Raw genomic sequence first — 16,330 nt, 5'->3', positions numbered from 1 at the left:
AGCCGACGTCACACCACACCTTGGGGGAACATTCACGGTGAGCCGTAGTTTTCAGGTAGACCTTCGCGGGGTCGTCGACCTGCTGAGCCAGCACCTCTATTCCAGTCCGCGCGTCTATGTGCGGGAGCTGCTCCAGAACGCCGTCGACGCCGTGACGGCGCGGCGCGCGGCGGACCCGTCGGCGCCCGCCGGCATCGCGATCGACGTCCACAGTGCCGATGGCGGGACACTGCGGATCACCGACACCGGGATCGGCCTGTCCGAGGCACAGGTGCACGAGCTGCTCGCGACCATCGGCCGCAGTTCCAAACGGGACGAACTCGGATACGGACGGCACGAGTTCCTCGGCCAGTTCGGGATCGGGCTGCTGTCCACCTTCCTGGTCGCCGACGAGGCCCGTGTCGTCACCCGCTCCGCCGGCGGCGGTCCCGCGGTCACCTGGACCGGCCGCGCCGACGGCACCTACGCCATCGGCCCCGGCGAACGGGACGCGGCGGGCACCACCGTCACCCTCACCGCGCGGCCCGGCGCGGAACAGTGGTTCGTCCCGGAGACCGTCACCGACCTCGCGGCGCTGTACGGCTCGATGCTGCCGTTCGAGATCACCGTGAACGGCAAGGCGATCAGCGGCACCGGCACCCCGTGGCGGGCCGACGACCGCTCCGCCGGGCACCGCGCCGCGGACCTCGTCGGCTACGCGCAGGAAGTCCTCGGCTTCACCCCGTTCGACGTCGTCGAGCTCGATGTCCCCGAAGCCGGGCTCACCGGTGTCGCCTACGTGCTGCCGTTCCCGGCGAACCCCGCCGAACACGCCGGGCACCGCGTGTACCTCAAGCGGATGCTGCTCGCGGAGAACGCGCCGGGCCTGCTGCCGGACTGGGCCTTCTTCGCCCGCTGCGTCGTGGACACCGGCGAGCTGCGGCCCACCGCGAGCCGGGAAGCGCTCTACGACGACGAACAGCTCGCGGTCACCCGCGAAGCGCTCGGCGACCGGCTGCGCGGCTGGCTCGTCGGGCTCGCCGGCACCAGCCCCGAGCGGCTGAACCGCTTCCTCGCCGTCCACCACCTCGGGGTCAAGGCACTCGCGCTGCACGACGACGAGATGCTGCGGCTGGTCGACGAGTGGTGGCCACTGGAGACGAACGTCGGCCGCATGACGCTCGCCGAGTTCCGCGCGCGGTACGGCGTGCTGCGCTACTGCGCGACCGCCGAGGAGTTCGGCCAGCTGGCCGGTGTCGCGGCCGCGCAGGACGTGCCGGTGATCAACGGCGGGTACACCTACGACAGCGAACTCGTCGAGCGCGTGCGCGCGCTCGAACCGGACCTGCTCGTCGAACGGCTCGACCCGAGCGACATCGCCACCGTCTTCGCCGAGCTCGACTCCGCGACCGCGCTGGCCACCCGGCCGTTCGTCGCGGCGGCACAGCGTTGTGTCGACCGGCTCGGCTGCGAGGTCGTGCTGCGCGAGTTCGAGCCCGCGTCCCTGCCGGTGCTCTACCTCGTCGACCGCGCCGCCGCGTTCGCCGGCGAGCTGCGCGCGACCAAGGACAAAGTGGACGATCTGTGGGCCGGGGTGTTGTCGGCCTTCGAAAAACCGGAGCAGGATCGCCCGCAGCTCGTGCTCAACTACCGGAATCCCTTGGTACAGCGGGTTTCCCGGCTCCGGGACGCGGATCTGACCGCGCTCGCCGTCGAATCGCTCTACGGCCAGGCGCTGCTGCTGGGCCACCACCCGATCCGGCCCGCGGACTCCGCCCTGCTGAACCGCTCGTTCCTCGGCCTGCTCGACCACGCCCTCCCCGCTTCGGAGCAACGATGACCACCACCGACGAAGCCCTGTGGGACCAGCTGTGGTCCGCGCAGCGGCTGCCCAGGGGCAAGGGCCAGATCACCGCGCTGGAGGGTGTGCTCCGGACCGCCGAGGGCGAGGGCTCGCTGGAACTGCGTTACGCCACGCGGATCTTCCTCATCAGCGCCTACCAGCAGGGCGGTGAGCCCGCCAAGGCGTTCGTGCCGTTTTCCTGGTGCCTCCAGGTGTACGACCGCGGCGAAGCCGATCCGCGCTGGGACGACCATCTCTACTGGGCCTTCAAGTTCCTGGTCAGTTCCATGACCCGGTTCCCGGAGATGCCGCTGGAGCGCACGTACGCGGTGCTCGACGACATGGAGCGCCGCTACCGCGTCGCCGGGCACACGATGAACCCGGTGCACCAGCACCGGGAACTCGTCGCCCGGCACGTCGGCGAGCACGAGAAGGCCGCCGAGCAGTACCGGCTCTGGTGTGCCGCGCCCCGGGGCGAGATGTCGGACTGCGTCGGCTGCGAACCGAGCGGCAAGGTCTGGCACCTGAGCCGCTACGGCCGGTTCGAGGAGGCCATCGCGATCGCCGAACCAGTGCTGGACGGTGTCTTCACCTGTGTCGAGCAGCCGCACACCATCCTGACCTCGCTGCTGCTCCCGTATGTCCACACCGGACGGACGGCGGAGGCGGCGCGGGCGCACCGGGCGGCCTACCGCGCGATCCGGCACGATCCGACACAGCTGGGCGACGTCAGCGACCACCTCGAGTTCTGCGCGCTCACCGGAAACCACGTCCGCGGGCTGGAACTGGTCGAACGGCACCTCGGCTGGCTCGCCGAGGTGTCCAGCCCGCACACCGAGATGGAGTTCTGCGCCACCGCGGCGCTGAACCTGCGGCTGGTCGCCGACTCCGGGCACGGCGACGCGCCGGTGCGCCGGGCCGGCGGCGAGATCTCCGTCAAGGCGCTGCACGAAGAGCTTTCCGAACGCGCGCTGGACATCGTGGCCCGCTTCGACGCCCGCAACGGGACGCGCGAGCAGGGCGACCGGATCCGTTCGGTACTGGCCGCCGAACCGCTCGTCGAGCACCTCCCGCTGTCCGGGCCGGTGCCGACCCCCGCCGCGACCCCGGAGCCGCTGCCCGCCGGACCGTCCTTTCCGGACACTCCGGCGGAGCTGGCCGAACTCGCCGAAGAGCACTACCTGCTCGACGACGGCGTCGCCCCGGCCGTATGGGCCGAATTCGACGCGGTGTGCCCGGAACCGGACGGCGTCCTGCTGGCACGGCGGCTGTCCGGGGCGGCGGCCATGATCGTGGACGAGGACGCCGAAGCCGCCGAACGCGCCCTGCTGCGCGCGGCCGACCTGTTCGCGGACGCGGGTGACGAAGTCGCCCGGCACGCCGCTTCGAGCAGGGCCGGGATCGCCCGCTGCCGGGCCGGGGACAACGACGCGGGCCTGGCCGCGCTCAGTGCCGCGGTGGACGCGCTCGCCGCGCTCGGTGACCAGGACCAGTACGCCCGATCGCTGCTGCGGTTGTCGCTGGGCCTCCTCGGCTCCGGCGACACCGAGGCCGCGCTCGGCGCCCTCGACCGGGCAGAGGACGCCGTTGCCGCGGTGGGCTCCGCCGAGCTGACCGCGCGGATCCTGGTGCAGCGGGCCGATCTCCTCGCCCGGATCGACCCCGAAAACCTCGGTGCGGCAAGAGAACTCGCGAAGCGCGGGGCGGCGCGGTTCACCGAGGCCCGCTCACCCGACCACGCCGCGCGGGCGGCGCTCGCCGCGGCGCGGATGAGCGCCGCGCTCGGCGACCTGGAGGACGCCTACACCCTCGCGGCGGAGGCCGAAGCCGCCACCGGCCCGGAACTGCGTGCCCAGGCGCGGTTCACGCGCGGCAGGCTCGCCGCCGACCTCGACCGGACCGCCGACGCGGTGGAGCACTACCGCGCCACGATCGCCGACCTGACCACCGCGGAGAACCCGACCGGCGCCGCCTACGCCCGGCTGGAACTGGCGGCCGCGTGCGACCGGCTCGGCCGTCCGGAGGAGGTCGCGGACGCGGCCGAGGACGCGATCGACGTCCTGGAACGCGTCGGCGACGAGGACGAACTGGCCAGGGCGCGGTACCTGCTGGCCGGGGCCCACCGCGCGCTCGGGCAGCGGGAGCAGGCCCGCGTGCTGCTGGAACCGGTGATCGCGCACTTCGTGGCCACCGGGAACCCGCCCGCGGCCGGGCAGGCCACCGAAACCGCCGCGGACGTCCTCGACGAACTCGACCACGACGCCGAGGCCGCCGAGCACTACGCCCGCGCCGCGGACCACTTCCGCGCGGGAGACCTCCCCCTCGACACCGTGCGCGCCCTCCGCTGCGCGGCCCTGTCGTGGTTGTGGGCAGGGGAAACGGACCGGGCGGTCGCGGTGCTCGCGGACGCCGAACGGGCCGCGGCCGCGCTCGAAGGCGACGAACCGCACGTCCGGTGGGAGCGGGCGATGGTCGGCTACCACGGCGCCCGCCTGCTGGCGAACCGCGGCCGACCGGAGGACGCGCTGGAGCGGGCGGCCACCGCCGCCGGGCTGTTGCGCGGCATCGGCGCGGTCACCGAAGCCGCCTTCGCCGACGCCCTTCGCGGGCGTCTGCTCGGCGAGCTCGGCCGGACGGCGGAAGCGCGGGAGGCGGTGGAAACCGCGCTCGCGGGTCTCCCACCGGAGGCGGAGCGTCAGCGGGAGGACCTCGAAGCACTGCTCGCCGAGCTCACCGGGCGGGAACCGTCACCAGAGTGACCCCGAGGGCGGCCACCCACAGCACCGCGGCGGCGAGACCGGCGGTGCGCGCTGATTCCGCTGGGCCAGTCCGGCGAGCATGAGCGTCACCACGAGAATGCTGCCGTGGTTCTGGCGCCCGGATACGACCGCGTTTCTCCGTGACAACCGACCGCACCCGATGCCCGACGCGGGCACGCTCCGCGTGACGACTACCAGGCCGTCCGGAAATGCCGATTATCGGGTGCTTCTGGGGATCGGTGTCAGGTCTGGCTTGGGTGTGCGGTGTTGGATCGCCGTGCGACTGCACAGGAATCGCGGGAAGGATAGGCGTTCGGGGGTCTTCGGGCCGCGGCCGATCCCGGCGCCACCTTCCGCAACTTCCAGCGCCACAACCTCCGCCACGCCGCCGGTCACTTCGACGCCACTCTTACCGCCTACAGCCCCCACCCCACGATCACCGAACGCCTCCACGCCCTGCTCGACACCCCCACCGGGCACACGCACCTGCCGCAAGAGGGGCGGAGGCGCGACGGTGCTGCCGACCTGCTGGGCGGATGGCAACTCGAAGAACCGCTCCGGCGCGGGGGATGTCGGCCACCACGCGAGCCCGGCGGAGGCCGTGACCGGGCATGGCGAGCGTCTCATTGCATTAGCGCGCGTGCGCAATTATTGTCAACGCTTGTAATCAGCTAGCGCAAGGTTCCGGGAGGTTGTGGGCGGCCAGATCCGCGCTCAGGCCGTCCGTCCCACCCTTGCCGCACGCACCGCGTGACGCGTCGCGCCGGCACCACAGAGAGAAGAAAGTCATGACGCTCAACGAAATCCTTTCCGGGCGGCTCGGCTTCGGAACCGCTCCGCTCGGAAACATGTTCCGTGCCATTCCCGAGGACGAGGCCTTTGCCACCGTCGAGGCCGCCTGGGAGCGGGGCATCCGTTACTACGACACCGCGCCGTTCTACGGGGCCGGGCTGGCCGAATCGCGGCTCGGCCAGGTGCTGTCGGCCAAACCCCGCGACTCCTACGTCCTCTCGACCAAAGTCGGCCGCGTCATCCTCGACGAGCACGAGGAAGCCGCACGCGACCTCGGCGAGAAGGGCGGCCTGTTCGAGCACGGCAACCCGAACAAGATACTCCACGAGTGGACCGCCGACGCGACCGAACGTTCCATTGAGGACAGTCTGAAGCGGCTCGGCACCGACCGTCTTGACGTCGTCTGGGTGCACGACATCGCTCAGGACTTCCACGGCGACCTGTGGCTGGGGAAGTTCGAGGAGGCCCGCACCGGCGCCTTCCGGGTGCTGTCGCGGCTGCGCGACGAAGGCGTCATCAAGGCCTGGGGCCTCGGCGTCAACAAGACCGAGCCGATCGAACTGACCCTCGCCCTGGACGAGCCGCGGCCGGACGGGTTCCTGCTGGCCGGCCGCTACACGCTCCTCGACCACGAGCACGCCCTGCAACGACTGCTGCCGATGGCGCAGGAACAGAACGTCGGCATGGTCGTCGGCGGGCCGTACAGTTCCGGTGTCCTGGCCGGCGGTACCCACTTCGAGTACCAGCAGGCGCCGCCGCGGATCGTCGAGCGCGTCGACCGGCTCAAGACGCTCGCCGCACGCCACGGCATCAGTATCAAGGCCGCCGCGCTGCAGTTCTCCCTCGCTCACCCCGTGGCAGCCGCCGTCATCCCCGGCGCCACCCGGCCCAGCCGGATCGCCGAGGACACCGCCGCCCTCGTCGAGACCGTTCCGGCCGAGTTCTGGCACGACCTGCGTGCCGCCGGCCTCGTCCACTCTGCCGCGCCGCTCCCCCACAACGCCTGACCCATTTCACGAACAGGAGCACCACCATGGCATCCACCTCGGTCAGCCGTACCGTGCCCGCCTCGCCCCAGCAAGTCTGGGACCGCATCGGCGGATTCCATTCCCTGCCCGACTGGCTTCCCTATATTCCCGACAGCACCGCGCTCGACGGCGGCCGTGTCCGCCGGCTCACCAACCCCGACGGCGAGACCATCGTCGAACGCCTCGTAGGCTTCAGTGAGACCGAACGCCACTACACCTACGCCATCCTCGAAGCGCCCTTCCCTGTCACCGGCTACCTTTCCACGCTGCGCGTCCACACCGTCCCCGGCCAGGAGAACGCGGCCGAGGTGCAATGGTCCGGTAGCTTCACCCCCGACGGTGTCAGCGAAAGCGAGGCGGTCTCCCTGTTCACGGGGATCTACCGCGAGGGCCTCGAAGCCCTGCACAACGCGCTGACGGACTGAAGCCGCCAAGCTGGAGTGCCGACACCCGACGGTCAGCGACGACGCAGGAACAGCCTGAGCGCACCGGACACGTTCTCCCGCACGAACTCCTCCGGTTCGGCGGCCAGCAGGGCACGCATCGGCTCGATGCTGACTTCGGCGCCGGGCAGGTCGAACACCGCACAACCCGCGGCGTTGCGGACATCCCAGTCCTCGTCCTCGCCGGCGAGCCGGAACAGCGCCTCCCGGCACGTTACGACAAGGTCCGGATCGGCGAAGTCGAGCAGCGGAATCGCCCGGATCGCCTCGACCCGCACCAAATCGTCCTCGGCGACGTCCTGGGCGGTCGCGAGCAGGAAGGGGCCGAGCACCGGAGAATCGGCCTCGCCGGGAACCAGCAGCCGCAACGTCTGGAAGCGCTCGTCCGCGTTCGACCGGCCGAACCGGTCGACCAGTTCCTGGGCCGTCATACACCCGACGATAGCGGCGACGCGCGGAAAACGCGGCGGCGCGTCCTCTTCGTCCACCGGCTGGTCGCGGCACGAGCGCGGCCGGGCCGGTGACGGTCGTGGATCTGTGCTGCTCCTATGGCATCAACGCCGCGCTGCCCAACCATCGGCTGACCTTCGTACACCGCCGTGGGTTGCCGCGTTCGTCCTGTGTACCTGCTCCCTACCAGCCCATCGCCGACGCACTGACCGAACACGGACTGGTCACCACAGTCAACACGGTCCCGAACACCGTCAGTCCGATGTGGACGATCCGGCGGTGACCGAAGGCGTCGCCCTGCGTCTCCGGTGAGCAGGAACGCCGTCACGACAACGGAATACCCATCGACGGCCCGCTGCTGCGCGCGGAGCCCGGCGCAAACATCCGTACGCGCCGGGCTCCCACGCCGAGCAGGTGTTCGGCGAGCGGGGAACCAACCTCGACGGGGGAACCGGCGGGGTTGTCCGATTTACTGGGCGTCCGGCTTTCCTGACGGCTCAGCGGTGTGCGGCCGCCAGTGACGCGTCGGGCTTGCAGCGCCCGCACGGCGTGAAACCGAGCTGACGTGCCTCGCCGACCGCGATCGGGATGGTGTCGCGTCCGTCGAGCCAGCCGCAGTCGGTCAGGTGGTACCGCGGGTACTCGTCGACGACCACGACCTCGTCCTCGAGTTCCGACACGACGGCGAGGTCCTCGGGCAAGGTCTGTTCCTCCACCGGGTCACCGTCACGGGCCGCGGGAGCGGCGGTGATCTTCGTGGTTTCGGTGGCGGAGGAATCGTCGCCGGGGACATCCGGCTCGGCGGTGTCACTCTTCTCGTCGAGTTCGCCGGTCTTGGGGAGCAGAGCGGTCTGCTCGCCGTCCTTGTTCTCCGCCGCGTCGTCGGCGGAGTCGTCCGCGGCTTCGTCCTCTTCGGCGTTTTTCCCGGCGGGCTCTGCGGTTTCCGCTTCGGCGGCCTTGGCCCGGCGGCGCCTGCGCAGCCAGTCCAGGACGAGCAGCAGCCCGGCGAGTACCGAAAGCCCGATGGAAATCCAGGCCCAGAGCGAGGTGGCGGTGATGAGTGCCGCGACGAGCAGGCCCAGTGCGGCCAGGACGAGAACCAGGACGATGTAAAGCACGCTGAATTACAGCACGAACCGGTGGCCGGTCCGGTCACGACCCGCCCACAACACGTAATCGATGCCACAAACCCATTACGCCGCAACGACCCGCAGGCACCGGACAATCCCGATACCCACGGGCCGCGCAACACAACCAGTCAAGCCAGTCCCCACCAACGACCACCACCGGGGTCAGAGGCTGCCCCTCAGAGGTGACCACAGCTGGGGGTCCAGGGGGCTCGCCCCCTGGCGGGGGTTTGGGGGTTCGACCCCCAAAGACACCGAGCCGAGGGCCGGGGTGAGCGCATTCCGCGAACACACCCCACCCAACCCTCTCGGTTAACCCGCCTCGGCCCGCGGCCCGAACGAGTAGCCCTGGCCGCCGCCGGAAGCTCCCGCCCCCTGGGACGAGTTCGAGGACGCCGACGCCGGCGCGGCCGAACCGCGGTCGTCGAGCTCCCGCAGCTGGGACTCCAGGAATCCGCGCAGTCGCGTGCGGTACTCCCGCTCGATCGTGCGGAGCTCCTCGATCTTCTTGCCCAGCGCGCCCTTTTCGGCGTTGAGGTTGTTCATCACCTCGGTGTACTTGCGCTGCGACTCGCGTTCCATCGTGGTCGCCTTGTCGCGCGCCTGGCGTTCCAGCGTCTCGGCGCGCGTGCGCGCGTCGTTCAGCATCGTCTCGGCACGCGTGCGTGCCTCGTTCACCATCGAGTCCGACTTCGCCCTGGCGTCCGAAAGCAGCTGCTCGGACTTCGTCCTGGCCTCGGCCAGCATCCCGTCCGACTCGGTCTTGGCCTCGGCGGTGAGCCGGTCGGCCATTTCCTGGGCCAGCCCGAGGACCTTGGCGGCCTGCACGTTGGGCTCGCCGTTGTCGCCCACCATCGGGTGTGCCTGGGTCTGCTCCATCGGCGAGGTCGGCGGCGGCACCGGGGCCAGCCGCCGCGACGGCTCGTCCCGCACCGGCGGCGGTCCGCTGACCGCGTTCACCTTCGCGTTCTCGAGCTCACCGCGCGTGGATTCGAGCTCGTTGTCGAGCTGCTCCACCTGCTGCCGCAGCTCGTTGTTGTCCTCGATCAACCGGGCAAGCTCGGTTTCCACCAGGTCGAGGAACGCGTCCACCTCGTCCTCGTTGTAGCCCCTCTTGCCGATGGGCGGCTTGCTGAACGCGACGTTATGCACGTCAGCGGGGGTCAACGACATCAGATCACCTCACGCACTCCATGGCCTGCAGGGTCACCCAAGTCTCCCCGACTACCTGGGATTCGCCAGTTGCATCGCGAAGAACACAACCAACAGCAGCACCATAATCGATAAGTCCAGCCCGACGCCGCCGATCCGCACCATCGGGATGATGCGGCGGAACAGGCGAACCGGCGGGTCCGTCACTGTGTAGATGGTCTCGAGCGTGACCGCAACCCCGCCGGCGGGGCGCCACTCGCGCGCAAAGGTGCGCACGAGCTCGATCACGATACGCGCCGTCAGCAACAACCAAAACGCGAACAGCACGTACCAGAGGACCAGCCACACAGCTTCCACGTTCACCACTGTAGCCGGGAGGGCCGACCGAACCGGCCGTTACCGGCGCCGACGCGGAGATGAGTCGACAAAATCACGTCTGCTTGCGCCCAGCGGTTCACCCGACTTCAGCCGCGCAGGAACAATCCGCCCTCGGCAATCCGCCGACGGTCCTCCGCGGTCACGTCGATGTCCGGCGGTGAGAGAAGGAACACCTTGTTGGTCACCTTGTCCATCGAACCGCGCACCGCGAACGCGAGCCCCGCCGCGAAGTCGACGATCCGCTTCGCGTCCGAGTTCTCCAGCTCGGTGAGATTGATGATGACCGGGTTGCCCTCACGGAAGTGCTCGCCGATCGTGCGCGCTTCGGTGTAGCTCGACGGGTGCACGGTGATGATGCGGCTGAGGGCGTCCCGGTAGGCGCTGCGCGCCTCCTGCACCGGACGCAGCCGGGCCACCGGTTCCGGCTCCCGATCGACGGCCAGCGCCCCGTGAACCTGGGGCTCCGAAGCCATCACGGAACGTGACCGACTGGGGGCGACCGGCTCCTCGTAGGCGTCCGCTTCGTCTCGGTACCGGCCCCGGGACCGGGGCTGTTCGTACGAGTCGTACTCCGCGGCCCGATCGTCGCGCCGGTAGTCCTCTTCGTAGTACTGGTCCTCTTCTGCGGGCACCATCCCGAAGTAGGCCTTCAGCTTCTGCAGCGCGCTCATGCCTCTCCCTAGCCTTAGCCGCTCCCGCACCGTGCGACCCCGCCCGGCGGACACTCACCGTGACCATCGGGCGGATTCCCTACGGCGAGGCTAAACCGCGCCCACCGAGCAACGCGGTTCCGACACGCACACAGGTCGAGCCGTGCGCGATCGCCTGCTCGAGATCATGGCTCATTCCGGCGGACAGCACGGTGGCATTCGGGTGATCTTCCCGCAGTCGCTCCCCCGCGCGGGCGAGCCGCGCGAAGGCCTCCGCCGGGTCGGCGGCGAGCGGCGCCACCGCCATCAGGCCGCGTAACCGCAGGTCGTCGGCCCGCGCGAGGTGATCCGCCAGCCGGCCGAGCTCGTCCAGCGGGCAGCCGCCACGCGCGGGATCGTCGTCGAGGCTCACCTGGATCAGCACGTCGAGCGGGTGTTCCCGGACACCGGTGTCCCTCGCCACGTGGACCGCCTTGGCGAGCGCGTCCGCGAGCCGATCCGAGTCGACAGACTGGACCTCGTCGGCCCACCGCACGACCGAGCGGGCCTTGTTGCGCTGCAACCGGCCGACCATGTGCCAGCGCAGCGCCGCCTCCGGGCGCAGTTCGGCGACCTCGGCGCGTTTCGGCCCCGCGTCCTGGTCGCGGTTCTCGCCCACGTCGGTGACGCCGAGGTCGGCCAGCACCGCGGCGTCCAGCGCCGGAAAGGTCTTCGTGACGGCGATCAGGCGGACCTCGTCCCGTGCGCGCCCGGCGGCGGCGCAGGCCGCGGCGATCCGCTTTTCCAGCTCCGCCAAGGAGTTCGCGAGCTCGGCCCTTCTCGGCTCGACAGTATTCATGCCGCCTCCGCGGGAAAAAGTACGTCGGCGGTGGTCACGACGGATCGACCCAGGTGATCCCGGCGATCCGGCCGGTGGTGCCGTCGCGGCGGAAGCTGAACAACGTCTTGTCCTCGGCGGTGCAGCGCGGGTCGACACCGATCCGGCCGACGCCGTGGTCGGCGAGCTGGCGCCACAGCCCCGCCCGCAGGTCGAGCCCCGGGGTGCCCTTGCGGGTCCTGCAGGCGCTGCCCGGTACGTGCTTGTCGACGTCGGCGGCCATGTCGGCGGGGACCTCGTAGCAGTCGCCGCAGATCGCGGGACCGAGCAGTGCCTCGACGCGGTGTGCCTCGGCACCGAGCTCCCGCATCTTCTCCAGCGCGGCGGGCACGACCCCGACCCGTGTACCCACCCGTCCGGCGTGCACCGCGGCCACGACACCGGCTTCGGCGTCGGCGAGCAGCACGGGAACGCAGTCCGCGACGAGCACGATGAGCGCCAGCCCCGCCTCGGCGGTCACGAGCGCGTCGGTGGCTTCGGCCGCCTTCGTCTCGGAGCCGTCGACGATCGTCGCCGTGCGGCCGTGCACCTGTTCCATCCAGGCCAGGCGATCCTCGGTGAGCCCGAGTTCGGCGGCGAGGCGCTTGCGGTTGGCGAAGACGTTCCCGCTCTCGTCGCCGACGTGGTCACCGAGGTTGAAGCTGTCGTAGGGCGGTGCCGAAGCGCCGCCCGCCCTGGTCGTGACCACCCGCCGGATCCGCAAGTCCGCTCCTCTTTCTCACCCGGAACTGTCCTGTCGCCAAGCCTAGTGCCGTCCGCGCGGTGCCCGTCGGCGACCGGCCGGGTGCCGAAGGACGCCTTCAGTGCGTCCAACGCAGTGAAGGACGCCTTCAGTGCGCTGAGCGCACCGAAGGCGTCCTTCGGGAAGAGCCGGAAATCAGCGCCGCATGAACGGCGGCACGTCGACCTCGTCGTCGGACGGGTCGTCGTGCACCGGGGCGGCGCGGGGCGGCAGGCTGCCCTGCCCCGAGCCCGACCCCAGCGGCGAATAGCCGCGCGAGCCGCCGCCCGGCTGCGGGAGGCCGCCCGGGGTGCCGCCGTGCGGCGAGGATCCGTTGCCCGCGGGCGGGATCGGCGTGTGCGTACGGGTCGGGGGCACCGGGTAGCCGCCCGCGCCGGTGGACGACGGGACCGGGGTCGCCCCCGAGGGCGGCGTGGCGCCGGTGGCCGGGGCGGCTCCGCCACCGACCTGGCCCGCCGAGGCCGAGGCCGTGGCCCCGCCCTGCCGCGCCGAGCCGAACGTCGACGGGTCGAGCTTCTTGTGGGTCGGCGCGCCCGCGTCGAAGCCGGCGGCGATCACGGTGACCCGGACCTCGTCGCCGAGCGAGTCGTCGATGATCGTCCCGAAGATGATGTTCGCGTCGGGGTGCGCGGACTCCTGCACCAGCGACGCGGCCTCGTTGATCTCGAACAGCCCCAGGTCCGAGCCGCCCGCGATGGACAGCAGCGCACCGTGGGCGCCGTCCATCGACGCCTCCAGCAGCGGCGAGTTGATCGCCTTCTCCGCGGCCTGGATCGCCCGGCCCTCACCGCGCGCGGAGCCGATGCCCATGAGCGCGGAGCCCGCGCCGGACATGACGCTCTTGACGTCGGCGAAGTCCAGGTTGATCAGACCGGGCGTGGTGATGAGGTCGGTGATGCCCTGGACACCGGACAGCAGCACCTCGTCGGCCGAGCGGAACGCGTCCATCAGGGACACGCCGATGTCGCCGAGCTGCAGCAGCCGGTCGTTCGGGATGACGATCAGCGTGTCGCACTCGTTGCGCAGCGCCTGGATGCCCTCCTCGGCCTGCTTGCCGCGGCGCTTGCCCTCGAAGGTGAACGGCCGGGTCACCACGCCGATGGTCAGCGCGCCGAGCTTGCGCGCGATCTGGGCCACCACGGGCGCGCCACCGGTACCGGTGCCACCGCCCTCGCCCGCGGTCACGAACACCATGTCGGCGCCCTTGATGACCTCTTCGATCTCTTCGCGGTGGTCCTCGGCGGCCTTCTGGCCGACCTCGGGGGCGGCGCCCGCGCCGAGGCCACGGGTGAGTTCGCGGCCGATGTCCAGCTTGACGTCGGCGTCGGACATGAGCAGAGCCTGCGCGTCGGTGTTCACCGCGATGAACTCGACACCCTTGAGGCCGACCTCGATCATGCGGTTCACGGCGTTCACTCCGCCGCCGCCGATACCGACGACCTTGATCACCGCAAGGTAGTTGTGCGGGGGCGTCATCGGGTCCGCCTTCCTGATCGTTGTGCCCGTGCTGCCCGCCGGCCCGACCGAACCCTCAACCTCAACTCAAGAATGAGAGTTATGTCAACTGCCGACGTTGAGCAGGACGGTAGGCACCACGCGGGCCGGAATCCAGTAGCCACGCCGAGCGGAGCAAAGGTGTTTTCCCACAACGCGTTCCCCGGCGCAAGGGCACACCCCCGCCCGGCGGCTACTCGCCGGTGCTGCCGTCGAGCAGTTCCCGCAGCAGATCGAGGTGACCGGCGTGCCGGGCGGTCTCCTCGATCAGGTGCGTGATCACCCAGCGGACGGTGAGCCGTCCGCCGCGGAACGGGAACTCGTCGGAGAATCCCAGCCCGGCGGCGACTTCGCGGCTGTTGCGGCATTCCGCCTCGTAGGCCGTGACGAGCGCGGCGAGCGGGACGTCCGGGTCGAGCCGGAAGTCGGCGTCGCGGTCCTCGGCGAGGATCGCCGCCCAGGTGTCGGGCTCGCCGCCGAGCACGACGCGGAACCAGTACTGCTCGACGTAGGCCAGGTGCCGGACGAGCCCGGCGACCGTGGTCAGCTCGCTGGGCACCAGCGAGCGCCGGGCCTGCTCTTCGCTCAGCCCGGACGCCTTCAGCACCACGGTGGCGCGCAGGTGGTCGAGGAACCCGGTGAGCTGCGCGCGCTCGTCGCCCAGCAGCGGCGGTTCCGGCCGTCCGTCTTCGGTCACCGGGACAGTTTCCCCGATCGCCACCGGCATTAGGCGCGTGCGCCCGATCGTCGGTACCGCGGCCACGGAACGGGGCTATACCTCGGATGTATGAAACGTTCCGTAGTAGCTCTGCTGACGTCAGGATTTCTCGTGCTGTCCGCGGTCCCGGCCAGTGCCTCGGTGCTCTGGGACGGCGACGCCGCGAAGGGGACCGGGGTGTTCGGCAACATCAACGGCGAATGCGCCAAGCCCGGCAGCGTGTCGACGGTCAAGGACCCGGCGAAGGGGACGGTGTTCCGCTACGCGAAACCCAGCGGGAGCAACCGGTGCGAGAGCCGGGGGATCAAGGTCGACGGAAGCAAGTACACCTTCCGCAATGATCAGACCTTTTACCTCGGATGGTCCTTCAAGCTCTCCGACACCGTGAACAACAACGCGGTCTTCCAGTGGAAGTCCTACGGCCACCACATCCAGAACTACCCCGTGGTACTCAAGATGATCGACGGCAAACTCTCGCTGCTGCAACGCCAGCCCGACGTCACCAGGGTCATCTGGGACAAGCCGATCGCCGCGAACGAGTGGCACAAAATCGTCCTCGGCCTGCACCTGTCGGACCAGACCACCGGCGGCTGGGTCGAACTCTACGTCGACGGCGCGCAGCAGACCTTCACCGGCGGCGGGAAACGGTGGGCCTGCCGCACTTTCGACAGCGTCAACGATCCGAAGTGGGGCGTCTACGGCGCGAAGGACACCACGGTCGAGAACTACGTCGGCGGGCTCAAGATCGGAACCACCTACGCCGACGTCTCGGGCTGAGAGGTCCGTGGGGGCCTCCTTGAGGGAGCCCAGGTCCCTCAAGGAGGCCCCCACGGACATGCGCGGGTTACCGGAACGCGTCGGCGTTCTCGACCGCCCATTCCGCGTAGGTCATCCCTGGCCTGCCGGTGATCCGCTCGACCTCGCCGGTCGGAACCTGCGGGGCCGCCGCGACCCGGCCGAAACCCTCCACCAGCCAGTCGGCGATCCCCGCGGGCATGCCCTGCGCGGCCCACTCCCGCCGGTGCTCGTCCGGGGTCAGTTCCACGAACGCGATCTCCCTGCCCAGGGCGGCCCCGATCGCCGCGACCTGCTCGCGCTGGCTGACCGCCGCCGGGCCGCTCAGCTCGTAGGTCCGGCCGACGTGCCCGTCGGACACCAGCGTCCGCGCGGCCACCGCGGCGATGTCCCCGAGGTCGATCGGCGTGATCCTCGCGTCGCCGTGGCTCGTCCGGACCTCGCTCTCGCGCACCATTCCGGCCCAGCCCAGCGTGTTCATCATGAACGCGCCGGGCCGCAGGAAGGTCCAGTCCAGCTCCGCCGCCCGCACCGCCTTCTCGACGGCCTCGAACTCGTGGCCGCTCGACATCTCGTGCGTGTCCCCCACACTGCTCCCCGACAGCGCCACCACCCGGCGGACGCCTTCTTCGCGCACCAGCCGGGTGAAGGCCGACACGGTGCGCGCCATCGGCGCGAGATAGACCGCGTCCACCCCCTTCAGCGCCACGGGCAACGTCGAGGGCTTCGCCAGCGAGCCCACCACCACCTCGGCCTCGGGCGGCAGCGCCGCCCGCACCGGATCCACGGTGAGCGCCCGGACCCGCGCACCGGCCGCCAGCAGCTCGTCGACCACCAGCCTGCCCACGTTTCCGGTCGCGCCCGTCACCAGGATCGTCACGTGAGTTCCCCCTTGTCGTATGCCGTACGAAATCGGAGTCGATGGTACGCCATACGGAAACCGCCTCGCCAGTGAAATCCGTGCCAAAGCCGTTCCGATGTGGCGGCGTCGAGCGCGATGCCCGAGGGACGCCTTGGGTCCGTTGGATGCACCAAGGGCGTCCCTCGCTGCGCTGGATGCACCGAAGGCGTCCCTCGGCACGGTCGGGCACAGCCGCAGGAGA

At 70.5% G+C, this 16,330-nt stretch carries 15 protein-coding genes; 5 read left to right on the top strand and 10 right to left on the bottom strand.

Translation table 11 applies throughout. The features are described 5' to 3' along the window. The first annotated feature begins 37 nt into the window (after positions 1-37). The 4 genes from ABD987_RS30980 (at position 38) to ABD987_RS30965 (ending at position 6,826) form a co-directional block, all read left to right on the top strand. Positions 38-1,819 carry an HSP90 family protein gene (locus tag ABD987_RS30980; RefSeq protein WP_345401946.1) on the top strand — a complete coding sequence of 594 codons (1,782 nt, stop codon included), beginning with the start codon at positions 38-40 and terminating at the stop codon, positions 1,817-1,819. Continuing rightward, positions 1,816-4,581 carry an ATP-binding protein gene (locus ABD987_RS30975; RefSeq protein ID WP_345401943.1) on the top strand — a complete coding sequence of 922 codons (2,766 nt, stop codon included), beginning with the start codon at positions 1,816-1,818 and terminating at the stop codon, positions 4,579-4,581. Before ABD987_RS30980 ends, ABD987_RS30975 begins: the two co-directional genes overlap by 4 nt. Positions 4,582-5,369: 788 nt before the next feature. Further along, the gene (locus tag ABD987_RS30970; RefSeq protein WP_345401940.1) at positions 5,370-6,380 is read left to right on the top strand and encodes an aldo/keto reductase; all 1,011 of its coding nucleotides are present in this window, start codon (positions 5,370-5,372) and stop codon (positions 6,378-6,380) included. A gap of 26 nt (positions 6,381-6,406) precedes the next feature. After that, complete coding sequence (locus tag ABD987_RS30965) at positions 6,407-6,826, top strand: SRPBCC family protein (protein ID WP_345401937.1); 420 nt, start codon at positions 6,407-6,409, stop codon at positions 6,824-6,826. A 32-nt stretch (positions 6,827-6,858) separates the two neighbouring features. On the opposite strand, the gene ABD987_RS30960 is transcribed toward ABD987_RS30965, so the two are convergent. From ABD987_RS30960 to ABD987_RS30920, 9 genes are all read right to left on the bottom strand, one after another. Further along, entirely contained in the window at positions 6,859-7,275 is a 417-nt protein-coding gene (locus ABD987_RS30960) for a HEAT repeat domain-containing protein (RefSeq protein ID WP_345401934.1), read from the bottom strand. A gap of 516 nt (positions 7,276-7,791) precedes the next feature. Continuing rightward, the gene (locus tag ABD987_RS30955; protein WP_345401931.1) at positions 7,792-8,412 is read right to left on the bottom strand and encodes a hypothetical protein; all 621 of its coding nucleotides are present in this window, start codon (positions 8,410-8,412) and stop codon (positions 7,792-7,794) included. 321 nt (positions 8,413-8,733) lie between these two features. After that, a complete protein-coding gene (gene wag31, locus ABD987_RS30950) occupies positions 8,734-9,594 on the bottom strand; it encodes a DivIVA-like cell division protein Wag31 (protein ID WP_345401928.1) in 861 nt (286 codons plus the stop codon). A gap of 51 nt (positions 9,595-9,645) precedes the next feature. Next, complete coding sequence (locus ABD987_RS30945; RefSeq protein ID WP_345402452.1) at positions 9,646-9,921, bottom strand: YggT family protein; 276 nt, start codon at positions 9,919-9,921, stop codon at positions 9,646-9,648. A gap of 116 nt (positions 9,922-10,037) precedes the next feature. Further along, positions 10,038-10,622 (bottom strand): cell division protein SepF, encoded by a 585-nt coding sequence (locus tag ABD987_RS30940; protein WP_345401925.1) that lies wholly within the window; start codon positions 10,620-10,622, stop codon positions 10,038-10,040. A gap of 79 nt (positions 10,623-10,701) precedes the next feature. Beyond that, positions 10,702-11,439 carry a YggS family pyridoxal phosphate-dependent enzyme gene (locus tag ABD987_RS30935; RefSeq protein ID WP_345401922.1) on the bottom strand — a complete coding sequence of 246 codons (738 nt, stop codon included), beginning with the start codon at positions 11,437-11,439 and terminating at the stop codon, positions 10,702-10,704. A 34-nt stretch (positions 11,440-11,473) separates the two neighbouring features. Then, complete coding sequence (pgeF, locus tag ABD987_RS30930) at positions 11,474-12,181, bottom strand: peptidoglycan editing factor PgeF (RefSeq protein WP_345401919.1); 708 nt, start codon at positions 12,179-12,181, stop codon at positions 11,474-11,476. A gap of 174 nt (positions 12,182-12,355) precedes the next feature. Next, on the bottom strand, positions 12,356-13,696 hold the full coding sequence (gene ftsZ / locus ABD987_RS30925; RefSeq protein ID WP_345401916.1) for a cell division protein FtsZ: 1,341 nt from the start codon (positions 13,694-13,696) through the stop codon (positions 12,356-12,358). 211 nt (positions 13,697-13,907) lie between these two features. Continuing rightward, complete coding sequence (locus tag ABD987_RS30920) at positions 13,908-14,441, bottom strand: DinB family protein (RefSeq protein WP_345401913.1); 534 nt, start codon at positions 14,439-14,441, stop codon at positions 13,908-13,910. Between the two features lie 60 nt (positions 14,442-14,501). On the opposite strand from ABD987_RS30920, the gene ABD987_RS30915 reads away from it, so the two are divergent. Beyond that, the gene (locus tag ABD987_RS30915; protein ID WP_345401910.1) at positions 14,502-15,209 is read left to right on the top strand and encodes a heparin lyase I family protein; all 708 of its coding nucleotides are present in this window, start codon (positions 14,502-14,504) and stop codon (positions 15,207-15,209) included. Positions 15,210-15,276: 67 nt separating this feature from the next. Here the strand turns inward: ABD987_RS30915 and ABD987_RS30910 are convergent, their stop codons facing one another. Beyond that, a complete protein-coding gene (locus tag ABD987_RS30910) occupies positions 15,277-16,107 on the bottom strand; it encodes an NAD(P)H-binding protein (RefSeq protein ID WP_345401907.1) in 831 nt (276 codons plus the stop codon). Between the last annotated feature and the right edge of the window lie 223 nt (positions 16,108-16,330).

The organism is Amycolatopsis samaneae, assembly GCF_039541975.1.
In the GTDB taxonomy this organism is placed as follows: Bacteria; Actinomycetota; Actinomycetes; order Mycobacteriales; family Pseudonocardiaceae; genus Amycolatopsis; species Amycolatopsis samaneae.
This window is presented reverse-complemented; position numbering and strand designations above follow the sequence as displayed.

Coding starts and splice junctions, on each gene's coding strand:
- ABD987_RS30975 (WP_345401943.1), top strand. CDS start 1,816: ATGACCACCACCGACGAAGCCCTGTGGGACCAGCTGTGGTCCGCGCAG.
- ABD987_RS30970 (WP_345401940.1), top strand. CDS start 5,370: ATGACGCTCAACGAAATCCTTTCCGGGCGGCTCGGCTTCGGAACCGCT.
- ABD987_RS30965 (WP_345401937.1), top strand. CDS start 6,407: ATGGCATCCACCTCGGTCAGCCGTACCGTGCCCGCCTCGCCCCAGCAA.
- ABD987_RS30960 (WP_345401934.1), bottom strand. CDS start 7,275: ATGACGGCCCAGGAACTGGTCGACCGGTTCGGCCGGTCGAACGCGGAC.
- wag31 (WP_345401928.1), bottom strand. CDS start 9,594: ATGTCGTTGACCCCCGCTGACGTGCATAACGTCGCGTTCAGCAAGCCG.
- ABD987_RS30940 (WP_345401925.1), bottom strand. CDS start 10,622: ATGAGCGCGCTGCAGAAGCTGAAGGCCTACTTCGGGATGGTGCCCGCA.
- ABD987_RS30935 (WP_345401922.1), bottom strand. CDS start 11,439: ATGAATACTGTCGAGCCGAGAAGGGCCGAGCTCGCGAACTCCTTGGCG.
- ftsZ (WP_345401916.1), bottom strand. CDS start 13,696: ATGACGCCCCCGCACAACTACCTTGCGGTGATCAAGGTCGTCGGTATC.
- ABD987_RS30920 (WP_345401913.1), bottom strand. CDS start 14,441: ATGCCGGTGGCGATCGGGGAAACTGTCCCGGTGACCGAAGACGGACGG.
- ABD987_RS30915 (WP_345401910.1), top strand. CDS start 14,502: ATGAAACGTTCCGTAGTAGCTCTGCTGACGTCAGGATTTCTCGTGCTG.